The 18,135-nt window shown below is 66.4% G+C and carries 17 protein-coding genes, 3 tRNA genes and 1 riboswitch; of the genes, 5 read left to right on the forward strand and 15 right to left on the reverse strand.

Going from position 1 to position 18,135, the window contains the following annotated elements:
• Nucleotides 1-18: 18 nt before the first annotated feature.
• The 10 genes from VGV41_RS08745 to VGV41_RS08790 form a co-directional block, all read right to left on the reverse strand.
• The gene (locus VGV41_RS08745; RefSeq protein WP_326863426.1) at nt 19-867 is read right to left on the reverse strand and encodes an MBL fold metallo-hydrolase; all 849 of its coding nucleotides are present in this window, start codon (nt 865-867) and stop codon (nt 19-21) included.
• A gap of 15 nt (nt 868-882) precedes the next feature.
• On the reverse strand, nt 883-1,878 hold the full coding sequence (locus VGV41_RS08750; RefSeq protein ID WP_326863427.1) for a xanthine dehydrogenase family protein molybdopterin-binding subunit: 996 nt from the start codon (nt 1,876-1,878) through the stop codon (nt 883-885).
• A gap of 23 nt (nt 1,879-1,901) precedes the next feature.
• Entirely contained in the window at nt 1,902-3,779 is a 1,878-nt protein-coding gene (locus VGV41_RS08755) for a molybdopterin-dependent oxidoreductase (RefSeq protein WP_326863428.1), read from the reverse strand.
• The gene (locus VGV41_RS08760; RefSeq protein WP_326863429.1) at nt 3,772-4,692 is read right to left on the reverse strand and encodes an FAD binding domain-containing protein; all 921 of its coding nucleotides are present in this window, start codon (nt 4,690-4,692) and stop codon (nt 3,772-3,774) included. Before VGV41_RS08760 ends, VGV41_RS08755 begins: the two co-directional genes overlap by 8 nt.
• 133 nt (nt 4,693-4,825) lie before the next feature.
• Complete coding sequence (locus VGV41_RS08765) at nt 4,826-5,995, reverse strand: zinc-dependent alcohol dehydrogenase (RefSeq protein ID WP_326863430.1); 1,170 nt, start codon at nt 5,993-5,995, stop codon at nt 4,826-4,828.
• Nucleotides 5,996-6,010: 15 nt separating this feature from the next.
• Nucleotides 6,011-6,877 carry an IclR family transcriptional regulator gene (locus tag VGV41_RS08770; protein ID WP_326863431.1) on the reverse strand — a complete coding sequence of 289 codons (867 nt, stop codon included), beginning with the start codon at nt 6,875-6,877 and terminating at the stop codon, nt 6,011-6,013.
• A gap of 146 nt (nt 6,878-7,023) precedes the next feature.
• Nucleotides 7,024-8,019 carry a tripartite tricarboxylate transporter substrate binding protein gene (locus tag VGV41_RS08775; protein ID WP_326863432.1) on the reverse strand — a complete coding sequence of 332 codons (996 nt, stop codon included), beginning with the start codon at nt 8,017-8,019 and terminating at the stop codon, nt 7,024-7,026.
• 53 nt (nt 8,020-8,072) lie between these two features.
• A complete protein-coding gene (locus tag VGV41_RS08780; protein WP_326863433.1) occupies nt 8,073-9,248 on the reverse strand; it encodes an FAD-dependent monooxygenase in 1,176 nt (391 codons plus the stop codon).
• A gap of 50 nt (nt 9,249-9,298) precedes the next feature.
• Nucleotides 9,299-9,372: transfer RNA gene (locus VGV41_RS08785), tRNA-Gly, on the reverse strand.
• Between the two features lie 65 nt (nt 9,373-9,437).
• Nucleotides 9,438-9,522, reverse strand: a tRNA-Tyr gene (locus VGV41_RS08790).
• Nucleotides 9,523-9,702: 180 nt separating this feature from the next.
• On the opposite strand from VGV41_RS08790, the gene VGV41_RS08795 reads away from it, so the two are divergent.
• Nucleotides 9,703-10,548, forward strand: coding sequence for an RNA methyltransferase (locus VGV41_RS08795; RefSeq protein ID WP_326863434.1), 846 nt, complete (start codon nt 9,703-9,705; stop codon nt 10,546-10,548).
• A gap of 57 nt (nt 10,549-10,605) precedes the next feature.
• Here VGV41_RS08795 and VGV41_RS08800 read toward each other — a convergent pair whose 3' ends face one another.
• Nucleotides 10,606-11,286: a hypothetical protein gene (locus VGV41_RS08800; RefSeq protein WP_326863435.1), complete on the reverse strand. Its 681-nt coding sequence runs from the start codon at nt 11,284-11,286 to the stop codon at nt 10,606-10,608.
• Entirely contained in the window at nt 11,283-11,696 is a 414-nt protein-coding gene (locus VGV41_RS08805) for a hypothetical protein (protein WP_326863436.1), read from the reverse strand. The genes VGV41_RS08800 and VGV41_RS08805 overlap by 4 nt, the downstream gene beginning before the upstream one ends.
• 160 nt (nt 11,697-11,856) lie before the next feature.
• On the opposite strand from VGV41_RS08805, the gene VGV41_RS08810 reads away from it, so the two are divergent.
• The 4 genes from VGV41_RS08810 to VGV41_RS08825 all read left to right on the forward strand — a co-directional run bounded on the left by VGV41_RS08810 (nt 11,857) and on the right by VGV41_RS08825 (nt 14,574).
• Entirely contained in the window at nt 11,857-12,141 is a 285-nt protein-coding gene (locus tag VGV41_RS08810; RefSeq protein ID WP_326863437.1) for a hypothetical protein, read from the forward strand.
• Between the two features lie 213 nt (nt 12,142-12,354).
• On the forward strand, nt 12,355-13,983 hold the full coding sequence (locus tag VGV41_RS08815) for an MFS transporter (protein WP_326863438.1): 1,629 nt from the start codon (nt 12,355-12,357) through the stop codon (nt 13,981-13,983).
• 171 nt (nt 13,984-14,154) lie between these two features.
• Nucleotides 14,155-14,226: transfer RNA gene (locus VGV41_RS08820), tRNA-Thr, on the forward strand.
• A 144-nt stretch (nt 14,227-14,370) separates the two neighbouring features.
• Nucleotides 14,371-14,574 carry a cold-shock protein gene (locus VGV41_RS08825; RefSeq protein ID WP_326863439.1) on the forward strand — a complete coding sequence of 68 codons (204 nt, stop codon included), beginning with the start codon at nt 14,371-14,373 and terminating at the stop codon, nt 14,572-14,574.
• A 136-nt stretch (nt 14,575-14,710) separates the two neighbouring features.
• Here VGV41_RS08825 and VGV41_RS08830 read toward each other — a convergent pair whose 3' ends face one another.
• The 3 genes from VGV41_RS08830 to VGV41_RS08840 all read right to left on the reverse strand — a co-directional run bounded on the left by VGV41_RS08830 (nt 14,711) and on the right by VGV41_RS08840 (nt 17,732).
• Nucleotides 14,711-15,127, reverse strand: coding sequence for a hypothetical protein (locus VGV41_RS08830; RefSeq protein WP_326863440.1), 417 nt, complete (start codon nt 15,125-15,127; stop codon nt 14,711-14,713).
• A gap of 58 nt (nt 15,128-15,185) precedes the next feature.
• A complete protein-coding gene (locus VGV41_RS08835) occupies nt 15,186-15,755 on the reverse strand; it encodes a hypothetical protein (RefSeq protein WP_326863441.1) in 570 nt (189 codons plus the stop codon).
• A 75-nt stretch (nt 15,756-15,830) separates the two neighbouring features.
• A complete protein-coding gene (locus tag VGV41_RS08840) occupies nt 15,831-17,732 on the reverse strand; it encodes a TonB-dependent receptor plug domain-containing protein (protein ID WP_326863442.1) in 1,902 nt (633 codons plus the stop codon).
• 206 nt (nt 17,733-17,938) lie between these two features.
• Nucleotides 17,939-18,128, reverse strand: a riboswitch (cobalamin riboswitch).
• Between the last annotated feature and the right edge of the window lie 7 nt (nt 18,129-18,135).

An 18,135-nucleotide genomic window follows, 5' to 3' on the forward strand; every position in this document is an offset into this window, starting at 1 on the left:
CCCTTTCTCGTTTTTGAGCTATTGCAGTTCCGATCCAATCACTCCTTCAGCAACCATCGACGCAAACAGCGCGTCGTCATGCGTCACCAGCAGCCGCACGTTGGGCTCCTGCCGCAGAATAGCGTTCAGCCAGTGCAACTGGCCGATTACTGCCGGCACATCTTCCTTGACCCAGGGCGCTGCCTTGCCCTTGACGGCGCGGATGTTGTCGAGCGTCCAGCCGACGTCGACGCTATGCAGGATCTCGCGGCCGTCGGCGAGCGCGATGAACACCATCTGATGGTCGGCGCTGTGACCGTGCGCCTTGATCAGCACCAGGCCCGGTGCGACGGCGAGAGTGCGGTCGTAGGTAATGATGTTCATGCGCGCGACGTCGGACGGCGACATTGTCAGATGCGGCCGGTGCGGCGTCTCGACGAGGCAGCGCGCGGTCTCCACCGACACGATCGTCTTCGCCGCCAGAGCGCCAAAATGTGGCGATTGGGTCAGGCCGGCGGCGTGATCGGCATGGAAATGCGTGAGCACGATCATCCGCGCCCGCTCCAGCGCGCGCTCGACCTGCGCGAAGGCCTCGGGGAAATAGGGCTCGGGCCTGTCCGGCGTCGAAAACGAGCGATGCGTCGCCTCGTCCAGCCCAGCGTCCAGCATCACCGTGCCGTCCGGATAAACGACCTGGAACGCGGTCCGTGGCATGGTCACCGGCGTATCGTCGCCGCCGACGATGACCAGCTTGCGCGGACGGATGCTTGCAGCCACGCGGATTCCATTGACCGCCGTCGGCTTGGCGCCGGGGATGAGATTGGCAAGACGGCGAATGACGCCGAGATCGGCGCCGAAAGGCGTCTCGCTCTCCACGCGTTCCGCCATCCCCGCCATCATCGCCTACCTCGCCGCCTGCCCGGTCGCGCGCCGCTCTTTCTCGCGAATGGCCATCAGCACCTTTTCCGGCGTCGCCGGCAGCGAGGTGATGCGCACGCCGACGGCGTCGTAGATGGCGTTCATGATCGCCGGGATCGTCGGCACCATCGCCGGCTCGCCGATGCCCTTCACGCCGAGCGGTCCGATCGGATCGGGATCTTCGACGATGATCGAGTTCACCTTGGGCACGTCGAGCGCGGTCGGCAGGATGTATTTGGCGAAGCCCGGCGTCGAGGTGTGGCCCTGCTCGAGCTTGTAGTCCTCCATCAGACCCTGACCGAGCGCTTGCACCACCGCGCCTTCGATCTGTCCTTCGACGCCCTGCGGATTGACGGCGCGGCCGACGTCATGTGCCGCCCAGATGCCGAGCACCTGTACCTCGCCGGTTAGGGTATCCACTTCCACTTCCGCGACCTGGCAGCCGAAGACATAGGCCTGCCACGGCCGCCCGGCGCCGTCGCCGCCTTCGGCATCGGCGATGGCAGTCGTGTCGGTGCCGAAGGTGGCGGAGCCGACCGGCACCACGCCGCGGTTCTTGGCGCAACTCACCGCCTCGCCCATGCTGACGCGGTGATTGGTGTTCTCGGCCCAGATTTCGCCGTTGCCGGTCCGGATCGTCGCGGGTTCGACCTTCCACAGTTCAGCCATAACGTCGACCAGACGCCCACGCGCCTCGCGCGAGGCGAGCGCCACCGCGTTGCCGATCATGTAGGTCTGCCGCGTCGCGCCGGCGTGCGCCGCCTCGGGCGCGCGGGCGGTGTCGTTGTCGCCGATCACCACATGCTCCGGCCGCACGCCCATCTCATGCGCGGCAATCTGCGCCAGCACGGTGAGGATGCCCTCGCCGATCTCCGTGACGCCGGTGACGATCTTGGCCGAGCCACCGTCGTCGATCTCAGCCCAGGCGGCGGCGCGATCGACCGTCGCGGTACGCGCGATGCCGTACCAGCAAGCCGCCATCCCTCGTCCGCGCCTACGGGCCATTATTCCGCCGCCTCTTGTTTGTTTTCGGCGGCAAAGCGGGCGCCGAGCGCAACCGGCGGCCGCGTGTCGGCGCGGTCGAGGTCGGTTCGTGTCGCCCCGCGCGACGCGGGCGCGCCCGCCTCCCAGCCCGATGCCTTCTCGGCGGCGTCGAGCACGCGCGTCAGGCTCACTGTGCCGAGCGTCTGCTTGGTATGCGTCATCGCGCCGTCGCGCATGGCGTTGATGCGCCGGATCGCGAACGGATCGAGCCCGAGCCGCTCGGCGCAGATGTCGAGATGCGTTTCGGTCGCGAACTGGGTCTGCAGCGCCCCGAAGGAGCGGAAGGCGCCCGACGGCGTGTTGTTGGTGTAGATGCCGTAAGTGTCGACGCGCACGTTCGAAATGGCGTACGGCCCGGCGCCGAGGATCGCCGCCTTGCGCATGACGCCTTCGGTCGACAGGCCGTAGGCGCCACCGTCGCAGATCATGGTCAAATGCGAAGCGACGATGCGGCCATCGGCCGTCAGCCCCATACGCAGTTTCGTGCGCGACGGATGACGCTTCGCCGTCGACAGGATCGACTCCTCGCGCGTGAACACAAGGCGCACCGGCCGGCGCGTCTTCATTGCGAGCAGCGCGAGCATGCCCTGGTAGATCATGTCTTCCTTGCCGCCGAAGCCGCCGCCCACCGGACTCATGATGAAGCGGACCTTCGAAATCGGCTGCGCGATGATCTTCGCCAGCATGTGCCGGTGATGGGTGATGTTCTGGTCTGGCGACACGATGGTGACGACGCCGTCATGGTCGACGTAGGCGAGGCCCGCTTCCGGCTCGAGATAGGCGTGCTCGATCGGCTGCGTCTCGTAATTCTCCTCGACCACCAGATCGCAGGTCGCGAACGCCGCATCGACGTCGCCCACGCGGATCGGAATGTGCTTGGTGATATTGTCCGGCGCGTAGTCGTGCAGCACCGGCGCCCCCGGGCACATCGCTGCTTCCGGATCGAACACCGCCGGCAACAGCTCGTACTCGACCTTGATCGCCGCCGCCGCGCGCTTGGCCGTGAGCAGGTCCTCGGCCGCCACCGCGGCGATCGCCTCGCCGACGTAACGGACCTTGTCGCGCGCCATGACCGGCTGGTCGTGCACGAACACGCCGAAACCATCCTGCCCCGGCACATCGGCCGACGTGATGACGCCTTCGACGCCCTCCATGGCCAACGCCGCGCTCGTGTCGAGCGAGACGATCCGCGCGTGCGGATGCGGCGAGCGCAGCACCTGCACGTGAAGCATGCCCGGCATGGTCATGTCGCCGGCATATTTCAGCCGGCCGGACACCTTGCTCGGCGCGTCGATACGGCGAATGTTGCGGCCGATGAAGTCGCCGTCCGGCGCTGCGACTTCGTCGAGCGCCTGCGCCGGCAGGCGGCCATTGCCGACATCCCGTGCGAGCTCGACGGCATCGACGATCTTCTGGTAGCCGGTGCAGCGACAGATGTTGCCGCCGAGGCGCTCCTTGATCTCCTCACGGCCGGCGAAGGGATTGGCGCGCAGCGCTGCGGTCGCCGCCATCACCATGCCGGGAATGCAGTAGCCGCACTGGCTGGCGCCGGCCTTGTGAAAGGCCTTCTGCAGCACCGAGAGTTCTCCGGTCGCCGCCAGCGACTCGACGCTCTCGATGACCGCGCCCTGCGCCTTCGCGACCGGCAGCAGGCACGATTTCATCAGCACGCCGTCAACGAACACCGAACAGGTGCCGCATTCGCCGGCGCCGCAGCCTTCCTTGGCGCCGGTCAGGTTGAGATCGTCGCGCAGGAAGTCGAGCAGCCGCTGGTGCGGCTGCGCGGTGCGGCGAACCTTGCGGCCGTTGATCGTCGCAGTGAAGGCAAAATCAGGCATAGGCCGCCTCCAGATCGCCGGACAGCAGGGCCGCATCGGCGCCGGTGCGCTTCGCCGCATTGATCAGACCGCGCATCATGAAGGCGCGCACCACTTCGCGCCGGTATTCCTGCCGCGTGCGCGAAGCGACCAGCGCCACCGGCATCTCCGCCGCGCGCTCGAGCGTCTCGAGATTGAGCGTCGCACCGCGCAGCGCGGCCTCGACCTCGCGCAACCGCTGCGGCGTCGGGCCGATACCGGCGATGGCCAATCGCACGTCCACGATGCTGCGGCCGGATGCGTCGAGCTTGAGCAGCGCAGCAAGGCACACGGTCGAGATCACCAGCGAGCGCCGATGGCCGACCTTCTCGAAGGCGCCGCCATAACCCGGCAATGCGTCGCACTCGATGGCCGTGACCAATTCGCCCTCGCCGAGCGCCGTGCGGCCGGGACCCTGTACGAAATCGGCGAGCGCCATGCGCCGCCGCACGATCTGCCCGCCGTCGCTGCGCGCCAATTCGACCTGCGCATCGTGTGCCAGCAGGCAGGGTGTCGCGTCGGCCGCCGGCGAGGAATTGACGACATTGCCGCCGACCGTCGCCTGCGCGCGGATCTGGTCGTCGGCGAACCACACGGCGCAGCGCGGCATGGCCGGCATCGCTTCGGCAAGCGCCGCATCGTCGAGGAAGCGCTGGATCGGCGTCGCCGCGCCGATGCGAACCTTATTGCCGCGCAGCTCGCGCACATTGAGTTCGGGAATCCTGCTGATGTCGATCAGCGCCTCGATTTCGACATCGCCAGCCCGGCCCTCGCGCGCCCAGGGCAGCGTGTCGGTGCAGCCGGCGACCACGCGACCGCGGTCGCCATACCGCGCCATCGCCGCAAAAGCGTCGGTCAGGGTCGATGCAACGATGTAGTTCTCGCAGATAAGCATGAGCCCTCGAACCGAACTCGGCATGTCATGGCCGGGCTTGTCCCGGCCATCCCGACTCATTTGGCACAGCCTTGCCCGCCTGAGCGGGATCACCGGGTCACGGCGCTGCGCGCCGGCCCGGCGATGACAACAGTCACTCCGCCGCCACCTTCTGCGCGGCGCCCATGTTCGCCTTCACCACCACCTTGATCGCGTCCTCGACCCGGTCCTTGGCGTAACGGATCGCCGTCGGCAGATCGTCGAGCGGGAAGGTGTGCGTGTGAATCTTGGTCGCATCGAAGCGCTTCTGCTGCATGAAGGCTTCGGCGCGGTGCGTGGCGCTCTTGCCCTCGCCGCGGATGCCGTAGAGGTAGATATTGTTGCGCACGATATGCGCGACATCGACCGGCACCTCTTCATGCGCGAAAGCGGCGAGGCAGACGCGGCCGCCGCGGTTGACCATGCGCACCGCATCGTTCACCGCGCTGGTCGCGGCCGAACATTCGACCACGTAGTCGACGCCCTTGCCGCCGTTGAGCTTCTTCACCTCGGCAACGACATCGGGCGTCTTCCGGATGTTGACCACCGCGTCGGCGCCGAGCTGCTTGCCGATCTCCAGGCGGTTGTCGCGCGTGCCGGTGAGGATCACAGGCTGGGCGCCGAGCGCCTTGGCGACCGCGACGGCCATGAGCCCGATCGGTCCCGGTCCGGTGACGCAGACGCTTTCGCCGGCAACGAGACCACCGAGCTCGGTCAGCGCGTACATCGCCGTGCCGGCGGTGACGACGAGAGTCCCCTCCTCGTCCGACATCTCGTCCGGGATATGCACAAGCGTGTTGACGTGGTTCACCTGGTATTCGCAGAAGCCGCCGTCGGTGGTGAAGCCGTTGGCGCGGTGACCCTTGTCGACGTCGCCGTAATTGAGGCCGTAGTTGTGGCACGACGTGTACATGCCCTCGCGGCAGCGTTTGCACTGGCCGCAACCGGCATGGATTTCGACCGCGACGCGGGTACCGATCTTGTACTCGTCGACGCCCGGTCCGAGCGCGACCACCGTGCCCATGTATTCGTGGCCCGGCGTGAAGTTCTTGTTGAACGGCAGACCGCCCTGAATCGACGCCGGCGGACCGTGATAGATGATCTCGAGGTCGGTCGCGCAGATTGCCACCGCATCGATGCGCACCAGCACCTCCGCTTTCTTCGGCACCGGCACCGGCTTCTCGGTGAAATTCAACTGGCCGGGCTCGCCGAGCACCCAAGCGCGCTGCCGGTCGGGAATTGGAAATTCGTTATGGTTGGTCTTCACGCCAGACGGTGAGTACATCGTCCCTCCCAGGAGCTAATTCGGAATGGTCGTTTTGGTAGTTTGCTCCGCGCCAGCCTCGGGCGCGGCGCCGTAGTCCTCGGACAAAGCGCGGGTCGCCGACAGGATCTCGGCACGCGTCATGGCCATGTGCTCGTCGCTCGCCCGCATCTTCGGCATCGAGGCGCTGATCGCGCCGATCACCGCGCCAGCCTGATCGCGGATCGGCGCGCCGATGCATATGACGCCGGGAATGAACTCTTCCCTGTCAAAGGCGACGCCCTCGCGGCGCACCTGACGCAGCGCTTCGATGAGTTCGGGCAACGCCGTCATCGTATGCTCGGTGAAACGCGTCATGCCTGAGGCGAGCACGCGGCGGATCTCGTTCTCCGGCAGCCAGGCGAGGATCGCTTTGCCGATCGATGTCGCGTGCGGCGCTTCCAGCTTGCCGACACCGCCGGCGTCGACGCGGATCGCGTGCCGCGCCTCGCGCAGGGCCACGGTGACGATGGCGCTCCCCTGCAAGGCCGCGAGATGCACGGTCTCGCCGGTCGCCTCGCTGATCGCCTCGAGGAAAGGCTGCGCCCGCCGCGGCAGGTCGGAATTCACGCAGGCATGGCTCAACTGGATGAAGCGCGTGCCGAGCACATAGAGCTTCTTGCCCGGCACCTGCGCCGCGTAGCCGCAATCGATGAGCGTCTTGAGAAGATGATGACAGGTGGAGACCGGCAGGCTCGTCCGCGCGGACAGGTCGGTGAGCGCCGCCTCGCCGCCGGCCTCGGCGATGGCGTTGACCAGCGACAGCGCGCGCTTGACCGAGCGCACGCCCGCCTGCGCCGCATCGGATGCAGGCCGCTCGGCGTTCAGCGTGGCTCCGTTCGTCTCGATTGCTGCAGATTCCATCGGGCGCTCCGGACGGACAGCAGAAAAGCCCAGGGCGCCGGAGGAATCAACGCCTTTTTTCAACCCTTCCGAATTTGTTTTCCATTACGTCGAAATCTCGCAAAGAGCCCCCGCCCCGGGCGGGGGTATAGAGAGGACAACGGCTGTTATTGGGCCTTCAGGTGCGCGGCCGCGGTCACCCCACGCCAGCGTTGGGTTTCCTTGGCAATGAAACTGCGGAACTCGTCCGCGGGCCGCGCCACCAGTTCGACCTGGTCATTGGCGGCGCGTAACCGGTCGCGCAGCGCACCCGAGTCGACCGCCTTCTTCATTTCGGCATAAAGCTGCTCGACGACCGGTTTCGGCGTACCGGCCGGCGCGAAGAACCCGAACCAGATGGTGGCCTCGTATCCCTTCAGTCCGGATTCGGCGAGCGTCGGCACGTTCGGCGCGCTCTTGGATCGCGTCGCGCCGGTCGTCGCCAGCGCTTTCACCTGCCCTTGCGACGCGTAGGACATCCCGGAGGCGGTGAAGGTGAGATCGACGACGCCCGCCATCGTGTCGCGGATCGCCGGGCCCGTGCCGGAATACGGCACGTGCGTCATCGACGTGCCCGCCATCGTATTGAACAGCTCGGCGGCGAGATGCGACGACGAGCCGACGCCGCCGGATGAATAAGTGAGCTTCTTCGGTTCGCTCTTCGCCAGCGCGATGAGGTCCTTGACCGAGCTCACCTTCAGCCCCGGACGCGTGACGAGATACATCGGCGACTCGTAGGTCAGCGCGATCGGCTCGAAGTCCTTGAGCGGATCGTACGGCAGATTCTTCTTCAGGATCGGATTGAGCGCCATGCTGGTGACGCTGCCGAACAGGATCGTGTAGCCGTCCGGCGCGGCGTGCGCGGCGATGCGCGTGCCGATCACCTGTGTCGCGCCCGGCTTGTTGTCGATGATGAAGGTCTGTCCAGTCTGCTCCTGCAGCACCTGCGCCATCGCGCGCGGCAGAATGTCGCCGAGGCCGCCGGCCGGATACGGATCGATGATCGTCACCGGACGCGACGGATAGGTCTCCGCCGACGCCGGCAGCGCGGCAACGACGGTCAACGCCGCAACAATGGCCAGCGTGGCGCCAAGCATCGGGCACCGCTTGTTCTGCACATTCATCGTTTTCTCCCCCACCTTTTCTTGAACTGTTTTTGCTTTGAAAGTTCGCTTCGTCAGGACGCGATCTTCACCGCCGGATCGACGGTGCTTTCGGTCAGCGGCGCCGTCACGGCGTCGTAACCGTAGACCCAGTCTGGATTGGTGTTGTGCTGCATCCAGGTGTTCTTGCCGGAGTTCTGCTGGATCTGGCTGGCGCGCGGCTTGCGGTTCGCCTCATAGCGGCGGAACGCGGCGGCGAAGCCCTCGGGCTCGACCCCGTCAAGGCAGCGCGCCAGCACGATCGCGTCCTCGAGCGCCATCGCCGCGCCCTGCGCCATGTAAGGCGGCATCGGATGACAGGCATCGCCGAGCAGCACGACGCGGCCTTCGCTCCAGCGCGGGAGCGGGTCGCGCGCGAGCAGCGCCCATTTGTAGACCTCCGGACATGAATCGAGCACGTGCCGCACTTCGGGATGGAACGCCGAGAAGGCCTCGCGCAGCGCCTTCACGTCGCCTTTGGTCGACCACGACTCCGGCGTCATCCAGCCGGCATCCTCCGGCTGGCTGGTGACGAAATAGACCTCATCGCGGTTGGCGGTGACGTAGTAGATGACAATGTGACGGTCGGGTCCCCACCACTTGGTGCGCGACGACGCGATCTGCTTGTCGCCGAGGAGCGAGGCCCGAAACGTCGTGCGGTAGGCGACGCGGCCGGTGAAGCGCGGCTCTTCCTTGCCGAGCATGGCGTCGCGCACGATCGAATGCACGCCGTCGGCGGCGATCAGCGCGTCGACCTGCTCGGCCGTGCCGTCCGTGAATGTCAATGTCACCGATGACGGCCCCTGATCGATGCCGGCGAGCTTGCGGCCGAACGAGATCACCTCATCGGGCACGACGTTCTTGATCGCCATGTGCAGGTCGGCGCGGTGGGCGCACAGATACGGCGCGCCGTAGCGCGCCTCGATCGCCGTGCGCAGCGGCAGCTCGTTGGTGACGGCGCCGGAATCGTAATCGCGGTTGAGGCCTGAGACCGGCTCGAAGCTGATGCGGCGCAGTTCCGGCTCGACGCCGAGCGCGCGCAGGACCTTCATCGGGTTCGGCGTCATCTGGATGCCGGCACCGACGCGCGCGAACTTCTGCGCCTGCTCGAAGATCCGGACGTTGAAGCCGCGGGCGCGCAGCGCCGCCGCCGCCGCCAGGCCGCCGATGCCGGCGCCGATGACTCCGATCAGAGGCTCAGATTGCTTCATGCTCACTCCGGATGCGCGCGCAAGGTCGAGATGGGTGCTGGGAGAGGGATTGGAGCGGGTGAAGGGAATCGAACCCTCGTCATCAGCTTGGAAGGCTGTTGCTCTACCATTGAGCTACACCCGCGCGCCGGCCCGCCATTTAGATGATTTGGGCTGCCTTGGCCAAGGCTTTCCGGCGGGCGCGAAGGTTGGTGGGAGAGGTAGGACTCGAACCTACGAAGGCATAGCCAGCGGATTTACAGTCCGCCCCCTTTGCCGCTCGGGACACTCTCCCAAACCCTTGCGCACAGCGTTGACCGCTCAGAGAAAACGGAACCGACGCTGTCGGGGTTGCGGCTTTATGGTCAGCCGACCGGTGGAAGTCAATGGAGGCCTGTTCGCCCGGCGGCGGATCGCGTAAGGCACGGAAAACCCATGCCGCCCGCCCGCCGGGCGGCCAACCCGGATCCCGTCGATGGCTTCACGACCGCCCCCCGCCCGGCCCCGCTCCGGCGCCAAAGCCGGCGAAAAGCCGGGCGCCACTCGCGAGCAGGTCGAACGGCGCGAGCGCTTCGCCCGCGCCCGCCGCGAGAGTCTGCGCCCGGCGGAGGCCGACGGTCCCGCCCTTCTCTATGGCTGGCACACCGTGACCGCGGCGCTGCGCAATCCGGCCCGTCATGTCCGCCGGCTGCTCGCCACCGAGAACGCGGCACGCCGCCTCGCGGAGGAAGGCATTACAGTGACGCCGGACGTGGTGCGGCCGTCGGCCATCGACGAGCGCCTCCTGCCCGACGCCGTGCACCAGGGGCTCTATCTCGAGGCCGACCCGCTGCCCTCGCCGGCGATCGCCGACCTCCCCGCGCAAGGCATCGTGCTGGTGCTCGACCAGATCACCGATCCGCACAATGTCGGCGCCATCTTCCGCTCGGCGGCGGCCTTTGCCGCCACCGCCATGGTCACCACCGAGCGGCACAGCCCCGATGCGGCCGGTGCGCTGGCCAAGGCTGCTTCCGGCGCGATCGAGCTGGTGCCGTTGGTGCAGGTGCAGAATCTGGCGCGCGGGCTCACCGAGCTGCGCGAGCGCGGCTTCCTGCTGGTCGGCCTCGACAGCGAGGGCGAAGCCGATCTTGCCGATCTGCCGCTGCGTGCGCCTCTTGCTCTGGTGCTCGGCGCCGAGGGCAAGGGCCTGCGCCAACTGACACGCGACACCTGCGACAGACTCGCCCGCATCGACGTGCCCGGCGAAATCAAGAGCCTCAACGTCTCGAACGCGGCGGCGCTGTCGCTCTACGTCGCCACCCGCGCCCTCCGCCGGCGCTGAAAAGCAAAACGGCGGGCCCCCCAGCCCGCCGCCGCTCCCGCTAACTCATCGCTCGCGCTACTTCGCGTCGGCCTTGTTCGCGTCCGCCTTGGTCGCTTCGGCCTTGGCGTTGGTCGCGCGCTTGCGGAACAGACGGATGGTCATGCGGTCGGGACCGAGAATGGTCACCTCCGCCTCGGCGCGGATGACGCGCGCCTTGCCTTCGCGCGCGCCACCATGCGGCGGCGCGACTTCCGTCTCCACCGTCGCCATGCGCTTTCGCTTGGCCGGCGCATCTTCGACGTAATGCCGGCGCACGATGACGCGCGGCGGATCCTCGACCACGCGCTCGTGCTCGATGACGATCGGCTTCTCGCGCACGATCCTGGTCGTGTTGATGACGTCGCGCTTGACCTTCTTCCCGGCGCGGTGGCGCAGCTGCTCAATCAGCGCCGGATCGTTGTGCTCCGGAGGACGATCGAAGCGGCGGTGCGCATGATGCTCCGCCGGCGCGGTGTCGCAATCGCGGGCGCAGCGGACGTAGGGGTAGGCGCTCGGCGCCGCGGGGCGATGGATCACGTACCGGCCCGGCGCCACCTCGACCGCGTAAGGCTGCTGGTAGCCCTGCCCCGACTGCACCGCGTACGGGTACAGCGGCGCCGGCTGCGCCGAGGCATAGGCCTGCGCCTGCGCTGCGGCCGGCAGTACCAGGGCAGCCAGCAGGATGCCAATCGGGGTGAGGCGCTTCACGGTCTTCATTTCAGCGGCGGCTCCGTTCGCGGCTCCGCCTCCGGTACGTCCTCGCGCACCGGCGCGGCCGGGCGTTCGGGGACGAAGGCGGAAGTGGTCGTCCAGGTGCGGTAATAGGTTTCGGCCGGCTCGACCGCCGCGCGCCGCGCCCGCGAATCCTCCAGGCGGCCGACCCGCGGCCGCTCGCCGGTGGCGGGGTAGTAATGGCGGTGGCGCCAAGGCGGCAGCCACCAGGCGCGCACCACGACGCCCGGCTCATAATCCCAGATGACGAGCGGCGCGACGTGCCGTCCGAAGGCGTGATAGTGCAAGCCGACATTGCGGTCGGGGGCCGGCACCAGCGGCAGGTCGGCCGCGCGCGCGGAGGCCGTCCCGGCAAGGCCGAGACCCACTGCGATGGCGAGGCCGAAGATACGCATCCGCCGCTACTCCTCACGACGGTACGCAGTGTATACGATTGCTTTACCCTGCCGATTTCATTCGTGGGGTAACATTAATCGCGGTGCCGTTTGCCTCCCCGCTGCCAAGCAAGGCACCATGGCACCGCGAATCCGAGTGCGACGTGAGCAGGCACGATTAATGACGACGACGCCAACCCGCCGACCGCTTTCCTCTGCTGCCATCGGCGACAAGCCGCGCGGCACCTTCCGTCAGCGATACGACGAGCTGGAAAACCGACGCACCGAGCTGGTGAAGCGGTTGCGTGCCCTCGGCGACGGCGCGCAGCGCCATCCCGGCTACAAGCGCGCGCTCAAGCTGCTCAACGACACATTCCGCAAGTCGAAGCTGGCGCAGCGTCTCGCGGTGCTGCATGCCGCCGCCTGGTTGATCGACATCCTGGAGAAATTGACAATCAACATGTAAATTATTCCTGTTTTTTATAAGACGTTTATTGCTGCATCGCCCACGCAAATAAAGTGTGCGACTTTCGATTTAAGACTCGTGACTCAGAGACGGCGCCCTCGCAGGTGGATAGCTTTACCGCGGGGACGGCATTCGGAATGACACGCAGGCACTAGCGGGCCTTTACGCAAGGCTGTTCCCCAGCCACGAACTGCAACCTCTGGGGAAGCGCCCATGTCCACGACAACAGCCACCGGCTTTACGTCGCGTGGAATGACGTCCGAAGAACGGATGGTCATCTTCGCATCGTCACTCGGCACCGTGTTCGAGTGGTACGACTTCTATATCTACGGCACGCTCGCGCCGATCCTCGCAGCGCAGTTCTTCTCCGGCGTCAATCCGACCGCCGCCTTCATCTTCACGCTGCTCGCCTTCGCGGCCGGCTTTGCCGTGCGTCCGTTCGGTGCGCTGTTCTTCGGTCGCCTCGGCGATCTCATCGGCCGCAAATACACCTTCCTCATCACCATGAGCCTGATGGGCGTCGGCACGTTCTTCATCGGCGTGCTGCCGTCCTACGCGTCGGTCGGCATCATCGCGCCGGTGATCCTCATCTGTCTACGTCTTGCGCAGGGCCTCGCGCTCGGCGGCGAGTACGGCGGCGCGGCGACCTACGTCGCCGAGCATGCGCCGAAGGGCAAGCGCGGCTATTACACGTCGTGGATCCAGACGACGGCGACCGTCGGCCTGTTCATGGCGCTGCTGCTCGTGCTCGGTATCCGCACTACGCAGGGCGAACCGAACTTTGCCGCCTGGGGCTGGCGCATTCCGTTCCTGCTCTCGGCGATCCTGCTCGCGGTGTCGATCTGGATCCGGATGCGGCTCAACGAGTCGCCGCTTTTCCAGCGCATGAAGGACGAAGGCAAGGCCTCGAAGCGGCCGCTGTCGGAAGCCTTCGGCGAATGGTCGAACGCCAAGATCGCGATCTACGCGCTCCTCGGCGCCACCGCCGGCGAGGCCGTCGTCTGGTACGGCGGACAGTTCTACGCGCTGTTCTTCCTGACGCAGACGCTGAAGGTGCCGGCGATCAACGCGCAGATCATGATCGCGGTGGCGCTGGTGATCGGCACGCCGTTCTTCCTCGTGTTCGGCTGGCTGTCGGACAAGATCGGCCGCAAGCCGATCATCCTCGCCGGCTTCGCGCTCGCGGTGGTGACCTACTTCCCGATCTTCCAGGGCATCGCGCACTTCGCCAACCCGAAGCTGGAAGCGGCCATCGCCTCGGCGCCGGTGACGGTCGTCGCCGATCCGGGCGAATGTTCGTTCCAGTTCAATCCGGTCGGCACCGCGAAGTTCACCTCGTCGTGCGACGTCGCCAAGTCGGCGCTGGTCGCGCGCTCGGTGAACTACCAGAATCAGGCGGCGCCGGCGGGGACGAAGGCGAGCGTCAAGATCGGCGACGAGACGATCCAGGCCGGCACGCCGGACTTCGTCAAGAAACTCGGCGACGCCATCACCAAGCACGGCTACCCGGCCAGCGCCAACACCGCCGAGATCAACTACGTCATGACGGTGATCCTGCTGACGATCCTGGTGATCTACGTCACCTTGGTCTACGCGCCGATCGCCGCCTGGCTGGTCGAACTGTTCCCGACGCGCATTCGCTACTCTGGCCTGTCGCTGCCCTACCACATCGGCAACGGCTGGTTCGGCGGCTTCCTGCCGGCGACCGTGTTCGCGATCGTGGCGGCGACCGGCAACATCTACTCGGGCCTCTGGTACCCGATCGTGGTGGCGGCGTTCAGCTTCGTCATCGGCCTGATCTTCCTGCCGGAGACGAAGGACCGGGATATCGAGACGATGTGACGTGTGTGGCGGGGCGGCGTGGAAGCGCTGCCGCGCCCTTTACGGAACGAAGCGCCCCGCGGCTCGGCTGCGGGGCGTTTTTTGTGCCTGATACCGGCCCTCGCCCGTGCCCTCTGCTCCGCTTGTCGCCCGGGCGCGACGCTGATAGCAGTCCGAAAGCGCCACCGGTCCGCCGGGTTAGCTCAGCGGTAGAGCAGCGGTTTTGTAAACCGAAGGTCGGGGGTTCAATCCCCTCACCCGGCACCGGCAGCGCCGAGGCGCAGCAGACCAGCCGAAATCGCGAAAAATAAAGCCGTCCCGCGACCGCGACGGCCAAGAAACGGCCTTTTCGACGGTTTCGGAGTGTGCCAGACTGCCGGGGTTAGCAATACCCCTCGGAGATCTAGCATGCCTCAGGGCACCGTTAAGTGGTTCAATCCGACGAAAGGCTACGGCTTCATCCAGCCGCAAGACGGCGGCAAGGATGTGTTCGTGCACATCTCGGCTGTCGAGCGCGCCGGACTTAGCACGCTGAACGAAGGACAGAGCGTTCAGTTCGAACTCGTCGAGAACCGCGGAAAGTCGTCCGCGGAGAACCTCAAGGTCAAGTGACCCTGAGTCTTCTGACCTAGACTGACGTTAAGCGTCGTTCTGTCTCATCGATCTGTCCCGCCGAGCCGCCCGGCCCGGCGGATATCGTGCGCCCGTGCACCGGGCGCGCGAATGCAGTCATTTCGGCAGTCGCTTATCAGCGCGTCAGCTTCTCCAGTTCCGGGAACGGCGCGTAGACGGCATCCTTGCACAGCTCCTGCACCTGCTTCGGCTGGTCGACGAAGTCGTCGAGCTTGGCCGAGACGTAGACCGCCGCGCCGGTCTTCATCCCCGTATAGGCACCGGTGTTGTCGCGCGCGTTGTAGCGCAGGCAGACGATGTAACGCTGCCCGGGGCCACGGTCCTTCAGCGTGGGCTGCGCCACGCTTGCGCTGTGCACCCCCGTCGGATCGTTGAGATAGGTGCGCAGGAAGGCAAGCAGGTCCGCCTTGAAGTTCTGCGGGTAGACGTTCTGCCCCTCCCACTGCGCCTTGAGGTCGCTCGGCGTGGGGCCGAGGTCGGTCGTGCAGCCGCCGAGCGCGAGCATTCCGGTCAGGATCAAACCAGGCGCCATCCACCGCATCGTCAATCGTCTCCTCACAACCAAGGCCGCCGCTCCTTCTGGCGGCCCGCTACATTTTGACCAATTTGGCGACGTCCACCGCCTGCGCATAGGACAGTTTCGCCGCGGCGTCGGCCGAGCCGTGCACCTGCACCATGAACTTGTTGGCGATCAGCATCATCACGTCGCCGTCGTTGGTCTGCACGGCGCGCTGGCTGCCGACGCGGATCAGCTTGCCCATGGCGCCGGCGAGCGCCGGATTGTTCAGCATCGGCCCGAACTGCATGATCATCGCCGAGTCGCCGGTGATTGAGACCTCGACGGAGTCGCCCTTGGCGTTGGTATAGGTGCGCGAAGCCGCCGAGGCGCCGCCGAACATGGCCGCACCGACGGCGTTGGCCTGCGCCTTCTCCGCCGTCCAGCCCGGCAGCGCCGGCGGCAGCAGCGCCGCGAAGCTTTCGGCGTTCTTCTGCCCGATCAGTTGCGAGGCAAGGTCGAGCGACTCCTTGGCGTGCCCCAGGTCGCCCGCTTGGTAGGATTTGCGCGCGGCGTCGATGGCGTCGCCGATGTCGTCGGCGGCGGCGGCCGACACCGCCGCCGTCAGACTTAGTGCCGCGATCAGTATGCGGCTCGTCTTCATGGTCACCCCCCCGTGAGATTCGCGACCCCATGCTACCGCATGGACGCGGCGGCGGGACAGGCCTCGCCAGGCAGGCTATTCGATGCTGAACTTCACCCCGGCATAGGCCGACAGCCCCGGCTGCAGCCAGCCGAGCGGCTCTTCGTATTGTTTGTTGAACAGGTTGTCGACGCGTGCGAACACGGTGGCGTGCGGATCGAGCGCGTATTCGGCGGCAAGATTGACGACCAACACGCGGCCGCCCTCCTCGTTGACGAAGGTCGAGCGGTTGATGTCGAGCCAGCGGCCGAGATAGATGACCGTCGGCGAGATCGTGAGCTTGTCGATCGGCTGCCAGGTGACCGTCGCCGAATACTTGTCGCGCGGCCGGCGCAGCAGGTCCGTGCCCTTGTCGAGATCGCGCGCGGTCGTGCGGGTGTAGTCGACGCGCGCGCGCAGATGATCGTTCACCGCCACCTGCACGAAGGCTTCCGCACCGTAGGTCGCGGCCTCGCCGATGTTCACCAAAGTGGTGAAGGCGGCGTTGTAGTCGATCAGGTTTTGCAGGTCGTTGCGGAAGTACGTGACACCGAAGCGGACGCGGTCGTTGAACAGCGGCTGCTCGAAGCCGATGTCGTAGCCGCGGCTCGTTTCTGGCAGCAGGTTCGGATTGCCGACGAAGCCGAACGGGCCGTTGCCGTAGAGTTGGTAGAGATCGGGCGCCTTGAAGCCGGTGCCGTAGCTCGCCTTCAGCTTGGTTTCGGTGCCCGGCACGATGAACGCCGGCGCCACGCGCCAGGTATTGTGGCCGCCGAACGAGTCGTTGTCGTCGTGGCGGATGTTGGCGACGAAGAAGAACCGCCTGGCGATCTCCGACTGGATTTCGAGAAAGCCCGCCTGGTTGCCGGTCTTGGCGTCGAGGTTGTCGCTGGTGGCGCGCTCGTTCTGCCGCTCGAGGCCGGCAACGATGACCTGCCCCGGCAGCACGGTGAGAGCGCCGCGCCACTCGTATTTCTGCGCCGATGACTCGAAGGACGTCGGCGGGTTCGGCGCCGGATCGGCGTTCGAGCGCGCATAGTTCGTCTCGTTGACGGCGAAGGTATTGACAAGTCGGTCGTCGAGCGTCTTCCATACCGCCTCGGCGCGGCCGTAGAAATTGTAGTTCTTGTAGACCGACTGCGTCGGAAAAGTTTCGCCGAGAAAGGTGACCGGATCGGTGGTGTCGTCGGAATAGTGAAGGACGGCGTCGGTGTAGTGACCGTAGAGATTGAAGCTCAGGTCCTTGCTGACGTCGTAGCCAAGCCGCGTCGAGTAGGTCTTGTTGTCGTAGGCGTTGCCCTTCGCCTGCCCGCCCGGCGGCAACATATAGGCCGGCGTCACCGGCTGGTTCTCGTAGCGGAAGTGCGCGACGTTGAAACTGTAGTTGAACCGGTCCTGCGAACCGCTGACGCCGACCGCCTGGTTGAAGGTGCCGTATGAGCCACCTTCGACGAAGCCGCTGACCTTGGCCGGGCCGGCGCCCTTCTTGGTAGTGATGGAGATGACGCCGCCGATGGCGCTGGCGCCGTAGAGGCCGCTCTGCGGCCCGCGCAGCACCTCGATCTTGTCGATGTCGGCGGTCAGGAGATGCGCGAAATCGAAGGCGCCGTTCGGATTGCTGGCGTCGCTCACGTCGATGCCGTCGATGAACACCTTGACGTGGTTCGAATTGGTGCCGCGGATGAACACCGCGGTCTGCGCGCCGGGAGAGCCGTTCTGCACGACCTGCAGCCCGGGCACCGTGTTGAGCGCATCGGCGACCGTGCGCCGTTGCTCACGCTGGAGCTGCTCGGCGGTAATGACGGTGACCGAATTGGCGATTTCGCTCGACGGCGTCGGCACCGTGGTCGCGCTGACCACGATCTGCGGCAATACCACAGGCTGCTCCTGCGCCTGTGCCGCCGGTATCAGCGCCGCGGCACCCATGGCCGCGCACGCGAGAGAGAGTTTCGTCCTCATCACGCAACGTTCCTTCGTTTGCGCCCGTCGAGGACGGGCGCATCGGTGACATCAGGACCGATGCGAAGAAACGGCGGACGCACGCACGCGCGCGACGCTGACGTTTCGAAGACGTTTGGAGGGAGAATTCACCCGCCGCACGGCCTTCGCACCGGCATTGCCGTCACCGCTGCGAAAGACCGCTCCGTATGGACGCCCCGTCCACCGGTTGGGTGACCGCGCTGGCAGGTCTCCTGGCTCGCGGGTCGTCGCCCAGTTGCGTCCGGCCTTCCCGGTTTCCCAGTGGCCATGCGGACGCGAGCTCGCCGCTCACAGTTGCGGGGGCAGCCACGGATAAATCCCGTGTTCCCTCTTTCGTCCCCGGTTGCCCGGGGAACCAGCACGGCGAAAATGTGGCGCTGAA

Origin of the sequence: Pseudolabrys sp. (assembly GCF_035943735.1) — a bacterium.
Lineage (GTDB): Bacteria > Pseudomonadota > Alphaproteobacteria > Rhizobiales > Xanthobacteraceae > Pseudolabrys.